Raw genomic sequence first — 21,956 nt, 5'->3', positions numbered from 1 at the left:
CCCGCGGACCCGCTGTTCTCGCCCTCGCCCTCGCCCTCACCCTCACCCTCACCCTCGCCCTCGCCCTCACCCTCACCCTCGCCCTCCCCACCGCCATTTTCTTCGTCATCGATGGGGGGTTGAAGAACGGGAGGGTCGACCGCCTCTTCGGGCGGTCGCTGCCAGGATTGCGGCACAATGCTGCCGCTGGTCTCGATATTCACATCGCGATCGGCATTTGTCTGGTTCAGGTAGATATCGACGGCGCCTCCTTTGGACACTGACGTGGCGGGCTGGCGCGCCGCGATGCCACCGCCGCCGGACAGGATGACATCGCCGCCGTCGGCGCGAGCCTGACGCGCCGTAACCATGCCTTCCAGATTCACGACCGCAGCCGTCAGGGCGGAACGGCTGACCGCTGCAACGAAGACCGAATTGGCGCGCGTCTCACCGGCAAGATCAGCGGCCACGCTGTCGCTCGTGCCGGATCCGGCGTTCAGCACGATAAAGTCGATGAGGTCGAAGTCGCCCCCGATCCCAGGGTTCAAGCGAATCTGAAATGTCTCCGCCGCGCCATAGAGTACGTCACCCGTCGAAGTGACGACGGCGCCGGATCGCGTGACGAGGCTCGGCCCCGCAAAACCGACCAGCCCGCCGTGCCCGGTGATCCGCGCGTCGGCAAGCACCATGATCCGCGCGTTGGCGGCCGCGCCGGACACGTCGAACCGGGTCTGGCTGGGGGCCAGGAAGCCCGCGCGATCGATCGTTCCGGCGACCGCCAGTAGCCCGCCCGCATCGAACTGGGCGCCGCGACCGAAGATCAGTCCTTGGCGCGAAGCAAACCAGACATTGCCCCCGTATGCTTCGCCCACACGACCTTCTACGACACCTTCAATCCGTGCAGCCGTGACGCTCTCGATCTGGTTCAGAACTATCCAACTGCGGTCATTGAAGCGGTAGCTTACGACCTCGCTAGGAAGCACGTCGAAGCTGGACCATGTGATAGCCGTGCGCGGGGCATTGAGCTGGATTGATGCGCGCCCATCTGACCGGACAATTTGCGGGAGACTGCCGCCTACGCTCACCTCGGCCGCGCCGCCGATCGGCAACGCAATGGCGTTGTCCGTGGTTGCCAGAGCCCAGGCCACACCGAAAAGCGCCGAGCGCGCGACCAACCGCCGGCGGTGGCCAAGCAAGGCCCGATCAAAGTGATCCTGAAACATGGCACCCCCCCCACGCACTCAACCAGATTTCGGAGAAGCCTGCTAGATGGCGTGGCAAAGTGGCCCACGCGCCTTGTTCAGATGTTTCAGCCGCCCTGTACTCGGGATCCAATAGGTGCTGTGGACCTGCACTGATCGGAGGCGGAGGGCGCGGCGTGGCTTCGTTGGTCAACCTAGCGCGGTGTTGTGGGCCCGCCCGAGCGCCGCGTATAAGTTCCCCTTTTTGTTGTTAACGGGTGCCGTCTGCGAGAAGATATTGGCTGCGTAGCTCAATGCGTCGAGCCACCCGGGCCATGCCGGACATGGCTCTGCGTCAAGATGATGCGCTGTGAGTAGCCTGTCTCATCGACACGCAATTGCCCGCTTAGCGCTGCCGCGCAAGCCTCAGGGGTGGCATTCGCCACTACCCCACACGGAGACGAAAATATCAACAATCACAAGGTGTTTAGCGTGCTCTGGCGCGCAATCGGGTGCACATACTCAACCGCGCCCGCCTGGCTTTCGGCGCTCGACCGCCGAACGGTCAAGTCCGCCGCTTCCGCCAACGTGCTACTCAACACGATAAGGACGCGTACGGCCACGATCATGTGGGACGAGACGGCGTGGTATCCAGTCCCCGGCGTACGCCTCTCCTCCTCGTCCAGAAACGCGAGCCGGTGCACCGCGCAGCGGGCCTGTGCGCCGTCAGCCTGGCGCGGTCGACGTCTTCGATGAATACTATGCGCGGCTCGAAATTACGCGCGGCTCAGCGATGCGCTCAGGGTCGCAGATCTTTGCGCTGTTCGAGTAGTGGACCCCGACCTTTATTTGCGTCGCTCGCGGGGACAGTTGGATGCGCAGGATGCTGACAGCCCTCTACCTGAGCCGCCTCCTTTTACCTCTCTCGGCGCGTCATTTGACCCTCAGCAGCCGTTCCGAGTTCGTCGCGCCATGAACGAGAGCGCAGCCGAGCAAGCCTCGGCCTTCTTCCGCGACATGACCCTGGCGAACGTAACGCCCGAGGTCCGCTCCTGGATCGTCGGGGCCTTCGTGGTGATTTGGATCATCGTGATCTGGTATCCGCGGCGTTAGGATCCGTCGCGGCCCTGGCGGGGCAGGTACCTCTGCGATGCGTCAGTTGACGTCCTACGGCTTCCCGTTCGCTCGCGCCATGGAGCCAGCCCACGGCAACCGCGTGGACCTCACTGGCATCTTGACCGATGACTGGATGATCTGACCATCGGACCTTCACCCTCGTGCGTACCTCGGTCCCTCCAAACAACCGGGCGTGCACTTGGGCATAGGGGCGCGCCAAACCAGAGCGATGGTCCCGAGCATTCCTCGGCGACGTCCTCGGGACGTCTGGGTGACCGGCCTTGGGCGGATCGAGTCACCGCGAGTGGAGGCGGCGATGGGGAGTCGGTAGCCAAGGCAATGATCGTTGATGGCACGGGCGTGAGCTTTGACCCCGAGGCGAGGTTGGCTTCTGCAAAGGTGAAGTTCGGAGGCTCCTCGGGCCGAACCTCTTCGACCAGTGGCGCGAGTTCCTTGTCGCGACGACCTACGAAGGCGATCTGTTCATGAAGGTGGCCGTGCACGGTGCGCTCAACGGCGGCGGTGCAGGCCAGCACTCCAGTCCGGCGTAGCCGGGCGGTGATGGAACCTAGCGAGATGCGCTACCGGCCGCCAAGCCGTTGATCATGAGGCGAGCGCTGTCCATCTCCGCGTTCGCAACGTCAGAAGATGAAGTCGGCGGCCGTCAGGCTCACCGGGCTGCCGAACTTGATCATGAAGTCCGAGGCGCCGTCGCCGTTGATGTCGCCCTTCACCACCCAGCTGCCGCCCTCGACCGTGAACATCACTTCGCCCGCGTGCCTGGTGTAGTACGGGACCAGCCTGAAGGCCTGGTCGCCGGCCACGTTCGTCAGGGCGTCGATCGCCGACAGGTCGACCCTGTCGCCCTCGGCGCCGCGGAAGTCGGTGATCACGTCGCGTGACGCGCCCGACCCCTTGGAATCGCTGATGAAGCTGAACACGAAGCGGTCCCCATCGGCGCCGCCCGTGAGCGTGTCGCCGCCCCCGCCGCCGATCAGCGTGTCCGCGCCCAGGCCTCCGAGCAGGAGGTCCACGCCGTCGCCGCCGTTCAGGACGTTCGGACGCGCGTCGCCCGTCAGCGTGTCGGCGTGGGCCGACCCGGTGACGTTCTCGATGTTGCTGAGCTTGTCCGTGGCGAACCTGTTCACCGTCTGGAAGTCGAGCCGGCTGAGATCGACCTGGACGCCCGTCTTGGCGTCGGCATAGGAGACGGTGTCGACCCCGCCGCCGCCCTCGATCGCGTTCAGGCCGGTTCCGCCCTTCAGCACTTCGTTCGCCCCGGTCCCCACCAAGGCGTCGTCCCCGGCTGTCCCGGTGACGGCGGCGTCGCCGCGGAACGCCGGTCCGGCGCTGTCGGACTTCAGGATCTGGATGGCGTAGCCCGTGGCGTCCCCGAGCACGGACTGGTTGGGCCCGACGGCGAAGTCCAGGACGTCTCCCGGCCTCAGATCCACGAGCAGCCCCGACAGCTTGAATTCGGCGGTGACGATCCGGCTGAAGATCTCCTTGCCGTTCAGCAGAACGTGCAGGTCGACCCCGTCGCCGGCGGAGCCCACCTTCCAGGCGCCCGTGACCTCGGTGCGTCCGGCGGCGGTGGCGGTGTAGCGCGAGACGGCCTGGATCGGATTGGCGCCGCTTCCCGCCGGCGACAGGCTGTCGGCGTTGATCCGCAGCGGCTTGTACCACTCCGAGCCGATGTAGGAGGTCCAGTCGTTGTCCACCTGGCCGAGCTCATGCAACGCGCCGTCCGCGGTCTTGGCGAAGTAGCCCCACGCGCCTTCGCCGAACTCCAGCATGCTGTCGGCGACCACCCGGCTCTCGCCGAGGCTGAACTTGAACTCCCCGCTGAGGATGACAGGGCTCATGCCCAGCGCGGTGGGCGTCGCGATCACCTTGCCGCTGGAGTCGCGGGCGACCACGTCGCCGGAAATCGTGATGGGGCGGCTCGCGCCCCACATCACATAGGTGTCCTCGCCGAACCGGTAGACCAGGGTGCGGTCGTCGCCGACGTCCACCTGTACGGCGTCGCCCAGCGGCAGCAGGGCCTTCTGCACATAGGCGAACGCCGCCGCCGCGGGCTTGGCCGCGCCGGAGGTGTCCAACAGCCCCATGTTGCTGAACCACTTCTGGTCCTGCAGCGCATACCAATAGCTCTCCGCCACATGGGCGGAGCTCATCATGGTCACCATCTTGACGAGGTAGTCGGGCGCGGCCGCCGCATCCGAGAACTGGTTGCCGAACTCCGTCGCGTAGATCGGCTTGGGGGCGCCATACCTGGCCATCGTCTCGGTCAGGTGGCGCAGCTCGTCGTCCACGTGTTCCGGCGTCGATCGGTAGGGGTGGATCGCCACGGCGTCCATGTAGTCGAGCGCGCCCCGCTCGAAGAGGTCCTCCAGATAGCCGGTGGCGACGGAGTGGGCCGCGCCCCCCAGGACGACCACCTCGGGGTGGGCCGCCTTCACCGTCGTGTAGACCACCTTCAGCAGCTCGGTGTAGGCGGTCGCCTTGTCCGCGGCGGCCGGTCCGGTGACGAAGTTGTCGCCGTTGAACTCATTCCAGATTTCGACTTCCTCGACGCGGCTTCCATACTTGTCGAGCACGGCGACGATGTAGTCGGCATAGGCTTGCCGGCCCGCGGCGGTGTAGGGCGTCAGCCCGCGGTCGAAGAGGGTGTTGGTGCTGGCGAAGGTCAGGAGCGTGCCGACCTCCAGCACCGCCGCCTTGGACATGTAGTCCGTGTAGGCCGTCGGGAAGCTGTAGGTGTCGGGCGTCTTCTCGACTGCGCTCCAGGGTTGAGAATCCCGGATCCCCGTGACGCCAAGAGCCTTGGCCCGGTCGAGCAACGTGGTGCTCCATCCCTGGGAGAAATGCGTCTGAACGCCAAGCTTCATGTCGTGGGATCCCGATCGTGTTCAGTAACACTGATCGGAGGGAGTTAAAATTCTGAGGCAGAACTATGGTTAACGGCCGCGGTATTCTGTATTGTCGGGTATGGAGTGGGGATCGACGCTGCGGTGTTCAATAATGCCGCAATTTTAATCTACCGTGCCCAATTGATGTGCGACCGCGCGCGGCTTCTCACGCGCCGGAAGCCGTGGGCGGCGGCGGGGCCCTTCAGCCGTTCCTTGGGGATGTCGTGGCCGGCGGGCCTGGCGAGACCTGAACGGACACGGGACTCCAGGCGCGAGCTGAAGACGACGCGGATCATTGGGGCGTATCGGTGGCGGACCCAAGCGCGAGCGCTCCCAGCGAGGCCGTCCCGAAGTCGGAGTGACGAATTGCGGAACGGAATGGAGGTTCGGGCTCCCCTATGGCTGGCGCAAGCCTGGGGGCCGGCCTGAGGCGGGGTCGGCGGGCTTTGGAAGGCTCATAGCCGCAAGCGCATAGGCTCGCCGGATTCCAGCAAGGCGCAATAGACCTCCGCCGGGCGGCAGGCCGAGGATTGGTGATCAACGCGACCGTCAGCCGTCGCGCTGGTGCTCACCTGAGTTGCTCGGCGGGATGCACCGGGCGGCGCTTGGGCCCACCGATCAGGGCCAGGTCTCGGAGCCCGTGCCTGATGTCCTAGGGACGTACCGAGGCGACGCGACGCGTCCGCGCGGACCTACCTCTTTGCCTGAACGGTTCGCCTGCAGGCCTCGCGGCTCTGCGACCGTCAGTGCCGACTAAGAACCTAGTCTGCAAAGGTCGGAGATCTAAGAGTTAGTCTGCCGATGCGAGAGGCGGAAGAGCAGGGTGACCTCTAGCTCGAAAACGATCGAAGGCCTCCCGGGGTTGGGGGGGAGGCCTTCTTCGCCAAGCAAGATTGGGGGGCAATCCTGCAGCATTGAGCTACCTAGCCGCTGAAAGAGGCGACGGCAAGCAAGGTGACTCTAAGTCCGTGGGCTGCCGATGAGTTCGCACGCCGGATTGGCTGCGGAGCGACTCTCACCGCGCGGCGCGATTAAAGAGTTCAACGACGCTGCACGGAAATGACGCTCGGCGGACCCTGGCGCGCTCTAGCTACGTATAGGCGCCATCAGGTCTGTTGAGGACTTGGAGCGGTGGGACGAAGTTCATTGAAGAACGAGGGACCTTGGCACTCGGTGCTGACCCAGCGAGGGTATGTGTTGCAGCCGCAAATACTGGAAATGCGTCGTGACTGCTATGATCGCACCGTCACGAACCTCTCAGGCGTGCACTCGCTCCCATTCAACCTCTAACCAAAGGCTGAGCACCAGAGCGGTCGGCCTGACTGGAGTAGAATGATCCGGCCAAGCCCCGGCGGGCTGCGTACGCATTTGCGGCTACTGAGGCGAGGGATTAGCTGGACCCTGCTCGCCGTACATCCACTTTGCCATCGCCATGGCGTCGGCCAACAGTTTTCCATCACGGATGAGTTGTATAGCTTCCTGAAGCACCAATCGTTCGTCACCCCGCACGATTGACAGTTCATCGAGCATCGGGCCCAAAGCTCTCGCTCGAGTAGCAGCGCCTACCACGGCCGAGAGTTCGAGAATCGCTCTCTGGCAGGCGAGAATCCGAAGTTCCGCGTCTTCCATGAGAACAGCATAGCTCAGGAAACGCTACGCAGGTAGTCGACAACGCGTCTCTCCGTTTGCGAAGTCCTGACCACGCGTCGCCACGGCCGCGAATTTGTCCCGGTCATTGTGGTTTGGGTGTGGAGATGGGGTTTTTGTGTGCGTCGCGGATGGCCTGTTGGCGGCTGGTTTCGAGGATGTCGGCGATGGAGGGGGGAGGGGGTGCAGGTGTGGGTGCGGGAGGCATGGGGATGAGGACGGGGGGCGGGACGTCGACTTCGAGGACGCGCTTGGGGGATCTGCGATCGAGCCCGGGGGCGGTGAGGATTTCGATGACGCGAACGGGGATTTCGAAGGGGGTCATGCCGAGGTTGCGGACGTCCCGGAAGTTGCGGGCGGGATCGTAGAGTTTGGTGGCGGGAGCGAAGATGAGGGGGGTGAGGTCGCCGGTGATGGCGAGGAGTTGGACGCGGCCGATGTACTCGGCGGCGCTGGCCCGCAGAAGGTTGGCCTGGGCGTTTTGAAGTTCTGAGCTGGCGTTGAGGATGTCGAGGGTGGAGCGCAGGGCGAAGCGTTCTTCTTCGCGCACGCCCAGGAAGGCAGTCTGGTTGGCGGCGACTTCCTGGCGCAGGGTTTCCAGGGCCCGACGGTTGCTCTCGAGCTGGGACCAGGCGTCGACCACGTTCTGGATGAGGGTGAGGCGGACGTTCTCGACAGTCAGTCGGTCGCGGTTGTTCTCCTGGATGGCCTGACGGATGACCGAGCTGATCTGGCCACTGGTGTAGAGGGGCTGGCTGAGCTGGATGCTGGCGGTGAAGGTGTCGTCGTAGATGGCCTGATCGTAGGGCAGGAAGGGGGCGTGGCGCAGGTCGGCGCGAGCGGAGATGCTGGGGCGCCGCCCGGCGCGCGCCTCGGCGATGCGGGCGCGCGACGCGTCTTCGGCGTAAAGGGCGTTGAGGAGTTGGGGGCTTTTCTCCTCGGCCAGGGCGAGGGCGCGATCGATGTCGGCCGGAAGGGCGTCGATCTGCGGCGGCGGCTCCAAGGTGGCCGGCGGTCGCCCGACCACGCCAAGGTAGCGGGCGCGGCTGGATTGGAGGGCGGCCTGGGCGTTGATGACGGCGGTGCGGGCGTTGGCAAGACGACCTTCGGCCTGAGCCAAGTCGGTGCGGGTGACCTGCCTCACGCGAAACTTGGCGTCGGTGTCGTCGTATTGCTGCTGCAGGACGGCGGCGGTGTCGCGATTGATGCGCAGGATGTCCTCGTCGCGACGCACCGAGATGAAGGCTGCCACGACGCGTTGCAGGAGATCGATCTCGGCTTGGCGCAGTTGCTCGCGTCCCGCGAGGATGCGCGCCTCGGCGGCGTTGGTGCGGGCGCGCACACGCCCCCCAGTGTAGAGCGGTTGCGTGACGGTGATGCCGGCGGAGTTGGTGGTGGCTTCCTGTTCGCGGGCCCGGTCGCGATCGAGGCGTTCGTAGGTGTGCCCGGCGGTGACCCCGACGGTCAGGCCATACCCCGCGCGGGCCTGGACGTAGCTTTCGTCGAGGGCGCGCAGCGCAGCGCGCTGAGCGTTTATGCCGGGGTTGACCTCGTACGCGTAGGCGATCGCCTCGGCGAGGGTTTCCGCCTGCGCGGGCCGTGCCCCAAGGGCCCAGGGCAGCGCCCAGAAGAGCGCGAGCAGTGCGCACAGGGGCCGCCCACCGAAGACTTTACGCATGATCATGGAAGCCCTGTCGCGGCGAAATCCCGCGCCCCTAGCAAACGCGCCAGACTCGAACCCGGAAAGGCGGAAAGCTGGGCGAGATCGCGAGTGGGACTGACGCCTGATTGGGGGGTGCAGAGCTATTCCTCTCGCATAGTTTTGCGCAAGGCGTTGCTGAGGGGGGACCAGAGGTATTGCAGGGTGGAGCGCTGTCCGGTGGTGATGATGACTTCGGCGGGAAGGCCGGCGTTGAGGCGGCTGCGGATCTCGGCGGGTAGCTTGACGGGATCGACCTGGACGATGGCGAGGAAGTAGGGTTGGTCGTTGGCTTCGTTGACCAGGCGGTCGCCCGAGATGGTGTGGATGGTGCCTTCGATCACTGGGATGTTGCGGGCGTGGAAGGACGGGAAGCGGATCTCGGCCTTCATGCCGGGCCGAATATTGTCCACATCGGTGGTGGACACCTGGGCGTTGATCACCAGCGTCTCGTCGCGCGGTACGATGTCGACGAGGGGAGCGCCGGGAGCGATCACCGCGCCGTCGGTGAAGATCCTCAGGTTCTGGGCGGAGCCGGTGACGGGCGCACGCACCTGCACCCGGGTGACCGCGTCGGAGGCCACGCTGTAGCGCTCGCGCAGGTCCGCCACCTTCGGCTGCACTTCGGCAAGGCTTCGGGAGACCTCTTCGTTGAACTGTTGGCGGATTTGGCGGATTTGCAGGGACGCCTCATTGATCCCCTTCTCCGCCTTGGTGCGGTCGGCGATCGCCCGTCCGATGGACCCGCGCAGGCCGGAACGCTCCCGCTCGAGCGCCAGCAGCCGGGGGCGGGGCACGAGGCCTTTCTCATAGATCTGACGCAGGCCGTCGATTTCGTCGCCGAGATAGGCGATCTGCTCCTCCATCGCCTGCTGCTGGCGGTTGATGCCGTCGATCTCCGAGCGAAACTGGCTGATTCGGGCGTTCAGAAGATCGGTCTGGCCCTGCAGGGTGGCTCGACGCTCCAGGAACTGCTGTTGTTCGTCCGCCATGGCGCGGGTCACCAGCGGATCGCCGGCGTTGGCGGTCAATTCCGCGGGCCAGGCGATGGTGGCCTGCCTGTCGCGCTCGGCCACCAGTCGGGCGCTCTGGGCGAAGAAGGTGACCAGCTGATTGCGGGTCATCTCGAAGGTGGCGCGCGCTTGCAGCGCATCGAGTTCGAACAGCACTTGCCCGGCCTTCACCTCGTCGCCCTCGCGGACCAGGACCCTGCGCACAATGCCGCCTTCAAGGTGTTGCACGGTCTTACGGTTGGTCTCCACCGACACGACCCCGGGTGCGATCACCGCACTGTCGAGGGGAGACACGGCCGCCCAGAGGCCCAGGACGCCGAAGGTGGCGACGATGATCAGGAGGCCGACGCGCGCCACGCGCTTGTAGTCGCCCGCCAGCTTGGGGGCCTCGGTGTCCGGGGTTTCGGAGGGCCGGAACGGGAGGACGTTGGTCAGATTGCCGAACTTGAACTTCATGCCTTGGCGCTCGCCTGGGCGACCTTGGACGCGTCGACCAGTTGTCGCAGAATCTGATCGCGGGGGCCCATGGAAGCCACGACGCCGTCGCGCAGGATCATGATGGTGTCGGACAGGCTCAGAAGGTTGGTTTTGTGGGTCACGAATACGACGGTCTTGCGGGCTGCCTTCAGGATCTTGAGCGTCTCGATGAGCGCCGCCTCACCCGTGGCGTCTAGGCTGGCGTTGGGTTCATCCAGCACGATGAGGGGCGGCTGACGGTAGACTGCGCGGGCGAGCGCGATCCGCTGGCGCTGTCCGCCGGACAGACCTGCGCCGCCATCGCCGATTTGGGTCTCATAGCCCTCGGGCAGATCTTGGATCATGCCATGGACCCCGGCCAGCTTCGCCGCCGCAATGACTTCATCGGCGTGGACCTCGTTAAAGCGGGCGATGTTCTCCGCCACAGTCCCGGAGAACAGTTCCACATCCTGGGGCAGATAGCCGATATGTGAGCCGAGGGCCTGGGGATCCCAGTGCTTGAGCTCCGAGCCGTCCAGTCGGATCTCGCCGGCGAGCGCGGGCCAGACGCCGACAAGGGCGCGCACGAGGCTGGACTTGCCGGCCGCGCTTGGCCCGACGATGGCCAGGGTTGCGCCGGCTTCGAGCGTGAAGGTGGCGCCGCGCAGGGTGGGCGTGCGCAGGCCGGGCGGGGCCACGACCAAGGCCTCGGCGGAAAGCCGGCCGGTCGGGGTGGGCAGCGCCATACGGGACTTGGAATCGTCGGTGGCGTCGAACAGGCTCTGCAGGCGATCCCAGGCCCCGCGGGCGTTCAGATAGGTCTTCCACTGTCCGACGCCGGCTTCGATGGGGGCCAGGGCGCGGCCGACGATGATGGAGGCGGCGATCATGGCGCCAGGGCTGATTTTGCCGTCGATGGCGAGGAAGGCGCCGCCGCCGAGAATAAGGGTCTGCACGGCTTGGCGCGCGAAGCGGATCCCCGACATCACGCCGCCGCCGCGATCCGAGCCGGTCGCTTGCCAGGCGATCATCTCGTCGCGCTTGAGCTTCCAGCGCCGCATGAGGCCCGCCCACATCCCCATGGCGTACATGACCTCGGAGTTGCGCAGCGTCGCCGAAACATCGTTCTGCGCTGCGATCCCCGCCACGGTGGCGCGTTTGAGCGCATCGCGGGTGATGTAGTCGTTGGCGACGGCCAGACCAAAGATCAGGGCGCCTGCAATGATGGCCAGGATGCCAAAATAGGGGTGAAGGACGAAGGCGACGCCGACGAACAGGGGAATCCATGGCACGTCACAGAAGGACAAGATGCCGGCTCCGGTCAGAAATTCGCGCACCGAATCCACGTCACGGAAAGCCTGGGCCTCGTTGCCGCCCCGTCGCTTGAGGTTCACTTCCAGAGCGCCGCGGTAGATTCTGTCGCGGAGGCTGGCGTCGAACTGCACGCCGCCGCGGACCAGCACCTGGGTGCGTAGCGTCTCAAGCACGGCGTAGATCGCCAGCAGGAAAAGGGCGATTAAGGTCAAGAAGACGAGTGTCAAGACGTTGCGGCTTGTCAGCACCCGATCGTAGACCTGCAGCATGAAAAGCGGACTGACCAGGGCGAGCAGGTTGATGAAAAAGCTGAAGACCACAGCCATCCCGATGACGGGATACATGGTGCGGAATGCATCGTTGAGCGGCGTCGCTTTTTCTTTAGGCCTGAAGAGCATCTGGTTCGCCTGAGATCCTATGCGACTGGCCCAAGCCGATCAAAACGGGGAAGATCGCGCCGAGGCGTCTTCTCCGTATTCGGACGGAAGCCGGCGGACGCGTTCCGATGTCGAAACCTCGCCATCTCGCCGCGGCTGTTTAGCGGACACGATGGCGTTCGGAAAGGCGGGGAAGGGGGTCCTGTGACCAAAATGGCGCGTCAGGACGCCACGGGAGGCTCCACGCGCCAAAGGCCAGTGGCCAGGGATCCCGCAGCCCGGACCCTGGCGGCTCAGCCGATCAGGTCGTAGCCGGTGATCGCGCTTACCGCGCCGATCAGGCTGATCGAGCTGCCGTCGTCGAAGTCGAACGTGATGGACTGGAAGCTGGCCTGGGCGTGCGAATTGGTGGTGAGCCTCACATCGTAGATGACGATCTGATCGTCCACCACCATGACCTCGATCTGCTGGGTGTGAGCCACGAAGTGGTCGATAACCTCGCCGATGGCCGCATTCGGCGCCATGACCCCCGGCAGCTGCGTGAGGGTGGGACCGGTCTCGGGACCCGGCGAGACCGGGTCAGGCGACACCGGCAGGGGCGGTATGAGGGACGAATCGTCGACGATGGCGAGCGGCAGGAACTCCGGCGCAGGGCCTGGGGCGTCGAGATCGACGCTGCCGTCGTTTTCGACCCGCGCCCGGATGCCTTGCTCGATGAGTTCTGCCAGGAGGCGGGGCAGGGCGCTCAAATAGGCAACGTCGCCCGCGCCGAGTTCGGAGATGAGATTGGTGTCGCGGATCAGTTCGAAGGCCGACAAGCCCTTCGTTGCATTGGTGACGATGGCGATCTCAAACCCGCCGGGCGTGTCGGGGGCCAGGTCCCCCGACGGAGGCGGCCCCGCCGGGGCGGCCGCCGCCGGATCGGGGGGCGGCGGCGCGCCGGGGGCGCTCAGATCGCTCAACAGGGCGATGATGGCGAACAGGGCCTTGGCCTCGGCCGCCGCCTCCGGCGTCAGGGCGCTGGAGCCGAGCGGCGTCGCAGCCGCCAGCGGAGCGCTGATGGCGTGCCCCGTGAGCGAACGGGTGTCGGTGTCCGGATCAAGCGGGGAGGAGCCCCACTCCAAGGTCGCGGGCCGATGGTCGCGCTGCTCGGCGAACGCCCGATCGCGCCAGACGGTGGCGATCATGGCGCTGGTCAGGATGGTGAGGGCCTGCTGGGCGTCGATGTTGATCGTCGCTGTCGGCGCGGCGGGTGTGGGCAGGTTCAGGGTCAGCTTTTGCCGGGCAGGCTCGTCGGCGGGCTTGTCCGTGCGCTCGCTCGCCCGCGCCTCACCCGATTTAAAGAAGGCGGTGCCGACAATGGCGATCAGGAAGGCGGCCGGGTGAAGAACGACATTGGTCTTCTTCGCCGGGCCGCGCGGCTGGACGAGGGGATGGCGGGAGATCAGGTCTCGGGTGAGGGCGCCGAAATCATGACCCCGGGCGATGCCTTCGTAGGCGGGACCCGCGATGACATACTGGCCATCGAAGCGGGCGAAGTGGATCACCACTTCGCCGTCCTCGGCCCGGCAGAACACGAACCAGGGATCGCCCTCGTCGGACAGCCCGCGGTCGGTTTCCACCTGGATTCCGGCCTGGATGAGGGCGGCCTCGACGCGATAGAATTCGGCAAGTTCCTGCTGCGACCAATCCGGCGTCGCGCGCACGCGGCTGAAGAACGAGACGACCTGAGCGACCATGCCGGGCGATTATCCCTTATGCTTCCTTAACGAAGCCCTTCACGACGTTCAGGCGCAAGCGCCTGAACGGTTCAGCCGGCGGAATCGAATAGAATTTCGTGAGTGATGGGATCGTAGAAGCGCATCAGTTCGGTGACGAACTTGCGCGTGTCGAGTCCCAACGCTTGGGCCCATTCGCGGTAGCGGTCTGGCGGCAGGCGTCCGCGACCCGTCTCAAGCTGGGAAATGAAGGTGTAGTAGTCGGCGCCAATCCGGGCGGCCAGCTGGCGCTGCGAAAGACCGGCGCCCTCGCGCTGCGCCCGCAGCCACTGTCCTCCCTCTCTGCGGAGGGTCTGGACGTCCGCGGCGCTTCGCCTTTGCGGATTTCCATACATCGCTCGTTGTCCCATTACCGGCCCGGTCATCGCCGGTCCCTTGGCCCTCCAATCTACGGCCCGGCTGGCGTTTTTTCAAGGGATACAAGGCCGCAGCCTTGTTCAGAAACCGTTAACTCATAAGAGGTTGCGAAGGTATGGAAGTTACTCTACACCCAGCGCAGGTCTCACGGGCTTATGGGCTGTTTCGGGCTCTGGCTTCTTTTTGGGGAACGTCGCATGGCGCTCACGCAAGCAACGCTTGTTCAGTACTACTCGAACATCAATCTGGGGGATGCCCCGAGCGCAGCCGACGCTGCGTTCCTGGGAGCCCTGGCCGCGCAGACGCAGAACGGGGCGATCTCCGACGCGGATGCGGTGTCGCGCGTGATCGAACTCTACGCCAACGACACCACCAAGGTGGCCATCGCCACCTACCAATACTTCACGGGCGAGGCCCCCTCGCAGGCCGGCCTGAAATTCCTGGTTGGCGGCGACAGCAATGAAACCGGTCCGCTCCCCAACACCACGGACCTGAACGACGACTATTATGCGCAGTTCAACCAAGAGAACCGTTTCTACAACTTCGCCGCCAACCTGGCGCTCTTCTCCGCCGAAGCTGCCGCGGTCGAAGACGTCTACGGTGACCTGGGCTACGACGACGCCGTGGATCTCGCCTATGAAGAGATCGTCGGCACGGCCGCGGCCGAGGCCGCTGGCATCAATGTCGCCGCCGCGAAGGCGTACCTGAAGAGCGACGCGGTCGAAGGCTACCTGGCGGCTCGGGCCGCCGAGCTGCTGCCGACGGAAGACGCCGGCTACGCGAAAAACGTCCTGCTGATTGGCTTCCTGCTGAACGAGGCGATCAAGGCCGACGTCGGCCGCTATGCCGATTCCACCGATCAGATGGTCCGTGATCTGCTGACGGACGGCGCCCTGACCGACCCGGCGTCGCAGGACCTGTTCGACGCCTATCCCCCGACGGGCAACCCCGATGTTCCGCAGTTCGACTTGGACGAAACCACGGCCGCTGGCGCGGACGTGGCGCGCCTGACCGGCAACACCGCCGTGCGCATCGACTTCAGCAACCCGGACGACCAGTTCCGGGGGCGCGACCTCGACGGCGACGGCGTGATCGAGAATGACGGCGTCGAAAGCAACCGTCCGGACGGCGTGATCGGCGGCTTCGAGATCATCGACGCCTACGCCCGCGATCCGTTTAACGACAACTCCCCCGCCAACTTCACGGGCGACCTGCTGTTCAACGGCGAAGGCTTCGACGGCGACGGCGTCAACACCGACGGCAACATCGTGCTGGGCGGCCTCGGCGCCGACCGCATCTTCACCGGCATCGGCAATGACTTCCTGGCCGGCGGCGGCATCGCTCAAGGTTCGGGCGGCGCGGACGTGCTGTCCGGCGGCCGCAACGCCGACTTCTTCTACGCCGAGTTTTCCGCCCTCGACAGCGTCGATGGCAACACCGATCTGTTCATCGACGGCGGCTCCACCGCCGATGACACCTCGGCGGGGAACAGCCAGAGCCCGCAGGACAATGACTGGCTGCTGCTGGAAGTCACCGACGACGACGAGCCGGTCAATGTTCAGCTCGAAAGCTCGCTTGGCGACGAGAACAGCAACGGCGTGCTCGACGAATCGGAAGGCTTCATTCAGCTCCGCAGCGGCGTGACCGTCGGTCAACTGCGCGAAGTCGAGAACCTCAACGCGTCCGGCAACCTGTATGGCTTCCTCGACGACGTCGATGTCGAGCTTGGCGGGCGGCGCCTGACCGGCGGAGATCAGGATCTCGCCAGCGGCGCCAACGATTACGGCAGCACCAATTACGGCCGCGGCTCGTCCGCTCAGCTCAATGTCATCGGCACGGTCGACGCCAACACCATCATCGCCGGTTATGACAATGACGTGGTCTCGGGCGGCGCGGGCAACGACCTGTTGTTCGGCGGTGACCTGAAGTTCCTCAAAGTCTTCCAGAACAACCCGAACCTGGCGGGCATCACCAACGACGGCCTCGACGAGATCTATGGCGGTGACGGTGATGACGGCCTGGTCTGGGAAATGGACGGCGGCATCGTCGACGGCGGCTCCAACGCTCAAGGCGATACGCTTTGGCTGACGGACTACACCGTGACGCGCCCGACGGGCACGACCACGGAAGCGGCCGCGGCCGCTGTGGTTCTGGACGACGTGATCGCGGAAGACGTGGATCTCCCCGGCTTCCTGGACGACGCGGCGATCCGCATCGATCTCGGCTACGAGAGCTATCAAGGCTACGGCGGCGCCGAGCGCACCTTCACCGCTGACCAGACCCACTACGCCGACGATCGGTCCGCGACGACGATCGTGGGCATCGAGAATGTCAACGCCACCGGCCTGGGCGGCATTGATTACGTCGCCGCCGGCTCGAATGATCCGGAACTTGTGTTCGCCAACCAGCAGAACTACCGCGGCATTGTCAGCGACCTGGACCTGCGCGGCACCGATGACGCAGATGGCTCCGGCGGCACCGTCGGCCCGGGCCCGCTGACGCCTGAATCGGTCGCCGCGGCATACCAGATCTATCTGGCGGCCTTCTTCGCCAATCCGGAAAACGCCGGCGATGATCCGCAGACCCTCGAGGCGTTCGCGGCCTTCCTCGCCGCCCAGGCTTCGGGCGGTTCGGACAGTCCCTCCATCGGCATCGAGGTGATCGATAACATCCTCTACGCCGGCCTGGGTGACGATGTCATCGAAGGCCGCGCAGGCAACGACCTGTTGGAGGGTAACGCCGGCAACGACGACTTCGTGTTCCAGCTCCTCTATAATGATGACCCCACCGACCAGAGCGGCGACGGCGTGGATGTCATCCATCGCCTCAGCGACGCCAACGGCGATAACATCTGGGACCGCGACGCCGACGGGAACGGGCTCTACGAGCAGGATTTCGGGCGCGACGACTCCAGCACGATCGGCGTCTCGTCGCTGATCATCGAAATCACGAGCGTGGTGCAGCCGGACGCAGAGCTGGGTGAAATTGTCACTCGGGTCACGTCCATCGAAACCGGCGTGCGGGTGGGCGGCGTCTTCCAGTCCGTCGTGCTTGACACCCCGGAGATCCGGGCGGCGGAGACCTACCAGGAACTCGTGGACGCCATCAACGCGGCGATCGACGCTCTGCCGGACACCGACTTTGCGGCCAACCTGTCGGCGACGCTGGCGTCCAACGGAACGACCGTCCTGATCCAGGACGCGCTGGGGCGTGAGCTGGCGGACGAGGCGTCGGAAGGCGGCTTCGTCAACCTGGCGCTGCCGGCGGACTCGGACGTGCAGACGAACTTCCAGTTCGGCGCTGCGGACGAGTTCCTCTCGCAGGATCGCCTGATCTACAAAGCCTATGAGGATCGCTTCGACAACGAAGGCGTGAATGATGACGGGGTCGATGGTTCGGCCATCACGCTCGGCCTCGACAGCTACGCCGAAGACCTGGTGATCGACTTCAGTGCGGACGGCACCCGTATCGCTGAAGACCAGAACTACCGCCTGATCTTCACCAACCTGACGACGGAAGACGTGGTCACGATCACCGTCAACGGGGTGACCTATTCGCTCGAAGTGGGGGTGGAACTCGACGGCACCCTGATCGACAACGAAAATACGGTCTCGACGTCGCAGGTGGACATCCAGACCAACTTCCTGACCCGTCTGGTCACCTTCATCAACTCGTTCACGGACGACGACACGGCTGCGGGCAGCGTCTTTTCGACCCTCGTCAACGGCACCGAGATCACCCTTGGTCAGAACGCCTATGACGGCGAAGAGACCGTCTTCATGCGCGAGCCGACGGTTGACGTGTCGAACGCGTCGGGCGGCGAGATCGCTGCGGCGGTCGTGCTCAACAACGCCGAGCATGAAGTGCACCTGCTCGACTTCAACGGTCGTAACGGCGCCCTCAACAGCGAGAACGTGCTGTTCATTGGTGAAACCGGCAATTCCCGGGCGATCCTGCAGACCGCAGCCACCACGGGTGGCCTGTTGGTCGGCTCGGAAGCCCAGGTGATCGACGGCGGCGCGGACGACGATGTCGCCGGCGTGCCGTACAACGAGGCCACCGCGAGCGGGCTCGACGCACAGGGCGCTGAAGGCAACTTCGCCGTCCATGGCGATGACCTGCTGATCGGCGGCGCGGGCGCAGACACCATCCAAGGCGGCACCGGGGACGACCGAGTTCAAGGGTCTGCCGGTCGCGACGTCCTTGATGGCGGCAAGGACTACTACCTCGTCGACCGCACGGACGATGGCGTCGAAAACTTCGTCGTCGAGGTCCTCAACGGCTACGAAGCCTCCGTGCTTGCCGGATCGCCTGATGTCGTCGGCATCGAGCTGCTGCTGCAGTCGGAATTTGCGGAGACCCTGGTCCCCGGCACCGACTTCATCGACTACTTCCGCGACACGCTGGTCTATGCCCAGTCCGATTTCGGGCCGGATGCGCGCTTCACGATCGATCTGAACAAGTTTGCGATCGTGGGCGGCGAAGTGGTGGCGACCCAGGGCGGCGCGGGTCAGGTGTTCATCGACGCCAATGGCGACGGCACGCTCGACACGGGTCAGATTGCGGACTTCACGAACTTCGAGAACATCCGGACCGTCTCGGGGACGGGGGCCGCGACCGCGGGCCCTGGTGGCGGCCAAGGCCGCGACACCCTCATCCTGACGGGCCTGTCCAACACCACCACCGGGTCGGGCGGGGTCACCTACTTCTTGACGGGTAATGGCGATCTCAACGCCGGGAATGTGGTGATTTACACGGGCGAGAACTTCGACCCGATCACCGGCGCCACCGTGGATGTGCTCGGCGACGATGCGGTGTTCATCAAGGTGGACGGTGTCGAGAACGTGACCTTCGGGTCGGGTGACGACACCGCCATCATCGATGAGACGGAAGCTGCCAAGGACAACGTCATTACCGGTGGAACCGGCTCTGACAACGTCGTCTACGACAGCGACTTCGTCGGCACGGGCGATCAGACCGAGCCCACGGTTACGCTCAACGTCCTCTCCGCCGGCAACAGCACGGTTGTCATGACGGACGGTCGGGTCGGCGACGTGGTGGCCACAGACACGCTCAACAGCGTCGAATCGGTCACCTTCCAGAACAAGACGCTGGAGAACGACTCGCTGCTCGACACGATCGACGTGTCCGCCATCGTGGGGGGTGCGACCATCTCCTTCCACGACATCGGAGGCGCGACGGGCCTTGGTCCGGTGCTCGACACGGCCATCTACTCGGGCGTTGTCGGCGCGGGCGGCGCGGAGCTCCTGCAACTCTTCGGTGCAGGCAACTTCGAGCGCGTCACCGGCTCCGCCGGCAATGACACGGTCATCGTTGCGGCAAACCTCGACGATCAAAACGACGAGGATGGCGACACCGGACCTCAGGACGTCAACTTCAACAGCTTCCTGAACTACGATCTGGTCAACGACCAAACCGACGGTCCTGACCTCGGGTCCGCCGTGACCCTGGCCGACGACAGCAACGCCGATGGCGAGATCTTCGATCGCCAGTCGATCGCTGAACTGCGGGCCATCGGAACGACCGGCGCGGATGTCAATCCGTTCGGCGAGGCGAACATCCCCGAAACCCCGAACCTCGGCCTCTACCGGTTCAACCTGGCGGCTGGCTCCGACACCGTTGACTACAGCTTCACCGGGGACGCCGTCGCGGCCGTGGTGCAGTTCGGCGCGGCGGGCAGCATCTCGGTGGCCAATGTGATGGTGGATAACGATGGCGGCCTCTTCGACGCCGGCATCGATCGGGTCGACTTCCTGACGGGCGTCGAAAACCTGGTGGCCTCCACCGCTGAATCAGTGATCGACCTGACCAACTCCACCACCCCGGTGGAAATCCGGTACAACGCCGACGATGGTCCGATCTCGACCAACGCCACGTTCGACCGCGCCACCTACCGTATCCAACTGTCGAACCTGGACACCTCGGTGCCCTTCAGCTCGACCAACTTCCTTGAATACTACGACGCCGGCGGGTCGCCCCTGGTCAGCCAGGCGCTTGCGACCTGGAACCGGATCGAGGGCTCTGACAACGACGAACGCGTGGAACTGACGGATCGGGAAACCGACGCCAATCACACGTTCAACCTGCGGGGCGGCGACAACGAGGTGAACTACAACGAGCTGACCCGCTCGATCCAAGCCACCTTGAATGTCATCGACGGCAATGTGGGCGACGAAGCGAACAACAACCTGTTCGACATCGACGTCGACTTTACCGACGGCAACGGCCTGATCATCGGCGGCGAGGACTCGATCACCGGCTACACGGCGCTCAACCAGATCGCCGCGGGTTCGCTGCGGATCGAAGCGTCCCAGGACGCAGAAGACGAGTTCTCGTTCAACGACGCCACCGTGGCCAAGACGATTGTCCTGGGCCAGGTCGAAGCAGGTTCCGACCTGATCACCGTCTATATCGGTGACGGGCCGCAAGAGGTGTCCCTGACCCTGACCGGCTTCGAGATCGTGAACGACGACTCGTCCGACGACATCTTCGTCGTCGACGATCTCGATCGCGCGCTCGATAACCTGACGCTGGTGGACAACGGTCTCGACGACCGCGACACCATCGTGGTGGGCGATGACGCCGTGGGCTTCGGCGCCCAACCGGCCGACACCATCGACCTGTCGTTCCTGAACGCCCAGTTCAGCTTCGACTTCGATGTGCTCGACATCACCGGCGGCGAAGGCGGCCTCATCGATCCGGTCGGCGAAAACAACCTCATCCTGATCGGCACCGCCGATACGGATGATGAAGTGATCGTCGGCGATCTCGACCTGATCAGCGACGATCCGGGCGAGGGCGTGCTCGACTTCGAAATCCTGTCCTTCACCGACGCGTCGGTGAGCGGTGGCAGCGAGTTCGAGTTCGACACCGCGGCGCAGGAACTGCTCGACGAAGACGGTAACCTGTTCTTCGAAACCGACGACGTGAACACGCTGGACTTCAGCCGTGTGGCGACTGCGGTGACGGTGACGGTGACCGGCCCGACCGCCGCTACGGTGATCGGTACGGCTGTCGCCGACACCCTGTCGGGCGGCACGGGCTCCGACATCCTGGAAGGCGGCGCTGGCGCCGACGTCCTGGACGGCGGCGTTACGGCCCAGGTGAACGAAGTCCACACCTTCGTGCTCGGCGGCAGCTTCGGCGCCGGCACGGCGGACGGCGATGTCACCTTCAACGGCTTCCTGATCGCTGAAGGCGACGTGGTGCAGGGCATCGCGGTGCCGGATGGTGCGGATGCGGACCAGGTCGGGGCGGCTTTCGTCCGGGAATGGAACGCCAACCCGGCCTCCTTCACCGACAGCGCCCTGATCGACGACATCACCTACGATGCAACCACCAACGCGCTGACGGTCACCTTCCTGCCGACGGCGGGCGACGTGGCCGACAACGAGCTGGGCGCGATCGCCATCACCGACGACACGGATGCGGGCAACATCACGGCTAGCGCCGAGACGGTGACCGTTCCGTTCGCGGCCGAGGTGAACGAACCCGACACCTATGTGATCGGCGATACCGACACGGGTAGCTCGGTTGCGACGGCCGACCGCATCCTCAACTGGGCGGCGGGCGACAGCATCGACGTCGAGGGGGTCGCGGCTTATGACGAAGCCGCGGTGGCCGACTTCGCGGCGGGTCTCGTCGCGGCGAACGCCTTCCTCACCAACGAAGACGACGCCTTCTACGCCTACACGGCGACGGGCGACGGCTACGTGTTCCGTGACAGCAACGGTGACGGCAGCGCCGATTGGGTTGCTATCCTGGTGGGCGCGGGTCCGGACGGCGCAGGCGCCTTCGACGCCGCCAACCTGATCTAACGCTGATCTCAAGATCCGGTGGGCAAAGTCCCATCGGATCTCCCAATGAAGTCCCCGGGCCCACGGTCCGGGGACTTTTTGCTGTCCGCCCACCTTCCGACCCACCGCAAACACCGCCCGCCAACACCGGCTTGGGAAGCGAAACGGCGCCTAGTCTAGTGAAGCGGTCCTGATTGCGCCGAGGGCTCGCCGCTGCCCGCAAGCCACCCCCGATCCGCCCGCGGCAAGTCCCACCCCGCCGCTTGCGACAAACGATCCAGCCGTCCCGCCCACCAGTGCAACTGCCCGC

Annotated in this window: 11 protein-coding genes; 2 read left to right on the top strand and 9 right to left on the bottom strand. The window is 65.1% G+C overall.

The features are described 5' to 3' along the window. On the bottom strand, positions 1–1,202 hold a 1,202-nt coding region (locus tag QZV94_RS09620; RefSeq protein ID WP_293677604.1), incomplete at its 3' end, for a filamentous hemagglutinin N-terminal domain-containing protein. A gap of 930 nt (positions 1,203–2,132) precedes the next feature. Here QZV94_RS09620 and QZV94_RS09615 point away from each other — a divergent pair. Further along, the gene (locus tag QZV94_RS09615) at positions 2,133–2,273 is read left to right on the top strand and encodes a hypothetical protein (protein ID WP_293677603.1); all 141 of its coding nucleotides are present in this window, start codon (positions 2,133–2,135) and stop codon (positions 2,271–2,273) included. 110 nt (positions 2,274–2,383) lie between these two features. On the opposite strand, the gene QZV94_RS25130 is transcribed toward QZV94_RS09615, so the two are convergent. From QZV94_RS25130 to QZV94_RS09580, 8 genes are all read right to left on the bottom strand, one after another. Continuing rightward, the gene (locus QZV94_RS25130) at positions 2,384–2,839 is read right to left on the bottom strand and encodes a demethoxyubiquinone hydroxylase family protein (protein WP_367254302.1); all 456 of its coding nucleotides are present in this window, start codon (positions 2,837–2,839) and stop codon (positions 2,384–2,386) included. A 78-nt stretch (positions 2,840–2,917) separates the two neighbouring features. Next, positions 2,918–5,167: a glycosyl hydrolase gene (locus QZV94_RS09610; RefSeq protein ID WP_293677602.1), complete on the bottom strand. Its 2,250-nt coding sequence runs from the start codon at positions 5,165–5,167 to the stop codon at positions 2,918–2,920. 1,395 nt (positions 5,168–6,562) lie between these two features. Further along, positions 6,563–6,718, bottom strand: coding sequence for a hypothetical protein (locus QZV94_RS09605; RefSeq protein WP_293677601.1), 156 nt, complete (start codon positions 6,716–6,718; stop codon positions 6,563–6,565). A 202-nt stretch (positions 6,719–6,920) separates the two neighbouring features. After that, a complete protein-coding gene (locus QZV94_RS09600) occupies positions 6,921–8,519 on the bottom strand; it encodes a TolC family outer membrane protein (protein WP_293677600.1) in 1,599 nt (532 codons plus the stop codon). A 119-nt stretch (positions 8,520–8,638) separates the two neighbouring features. Beyond that, on the bottom strand, positions 8,639–10,003 hold the full coding sequence (locus QZV94_RS09595; protein ID WP_293677599.1) for an HlyD family type I secretion periplasmic adaptor subunit: 1,365 nt from the start codon (positions 10,001–10,003) through the stop codon (positions 8,639–8,641). Further along, complete coding sequence (locus QZV94_RS09590) at positions 10,000–11,661, bottom strand: type I secretion system permease/ATPase (RefSeq protein ID WP_293677598.1); 1,662 nt, start codon at positions 11,659–11,661, stop codon at positions 10,000–10,002. Before QZV94_RS09590 ends, QZV94_RS09595 begins: the two co-directional genes overlap by 4 nt. Positions 11,662–11,987: 326 nt before the next feature. Then, the gene (locus QZV94_RS09585) at positions 11,988–13,433 is read right to left on the bottom strand and encodes a hypothetical protein (protein WP_293677597.1); all 1,446 of its coding nucleotides are present in this window, start codon (positions 13,431–13,433) and stop codon (positions 11,988–11,990) included. A gap of 71 nt (positions 13,434–13,504) precedes the next feature. After that, positions 13,505–13,807, bottom strand: a complete 303-nt coding sequence (locus QZV94_RS09580; protein ID WP_293677606.1) for a helix-turn-helix transcriptional regulator — start codon at positions 13,805–13,807, stop codon at positions 13,505–13,507. Between the two features lie 219 nt (positions 13,808–14,026). Between QZV94_RS09580 and QZV94_RS09575 the strand changes: the two genes are divergently transcribed. After that, positions 14,027–21,667, top strand: a complete 7,641-nt coding sequence (locus tag QZV94_RS09575) for a hypothetical protein (protein ID WP_293677596.1) — start codon at positions 14,027–14,029, stop codon at positions 21,665–21,667. The last annotated feature ends 289 nt before the right edge of the window (positions 21,668–21,956 follow it).

Source organism: uncultured Phenylobacterium sp. (genome assembly GCF_902826855.1).
GTDB lineage: Bacteria > Pseudomonadota > Alphaproteobacteria > Caulobacterales > Caulobacteraceae > Phenylobacterium.
The sequence above is the reverse complement of the archived record's forward strand: the minus strand, read 5'-3'. Positions and strand labels throughout refer to the sequence as shown.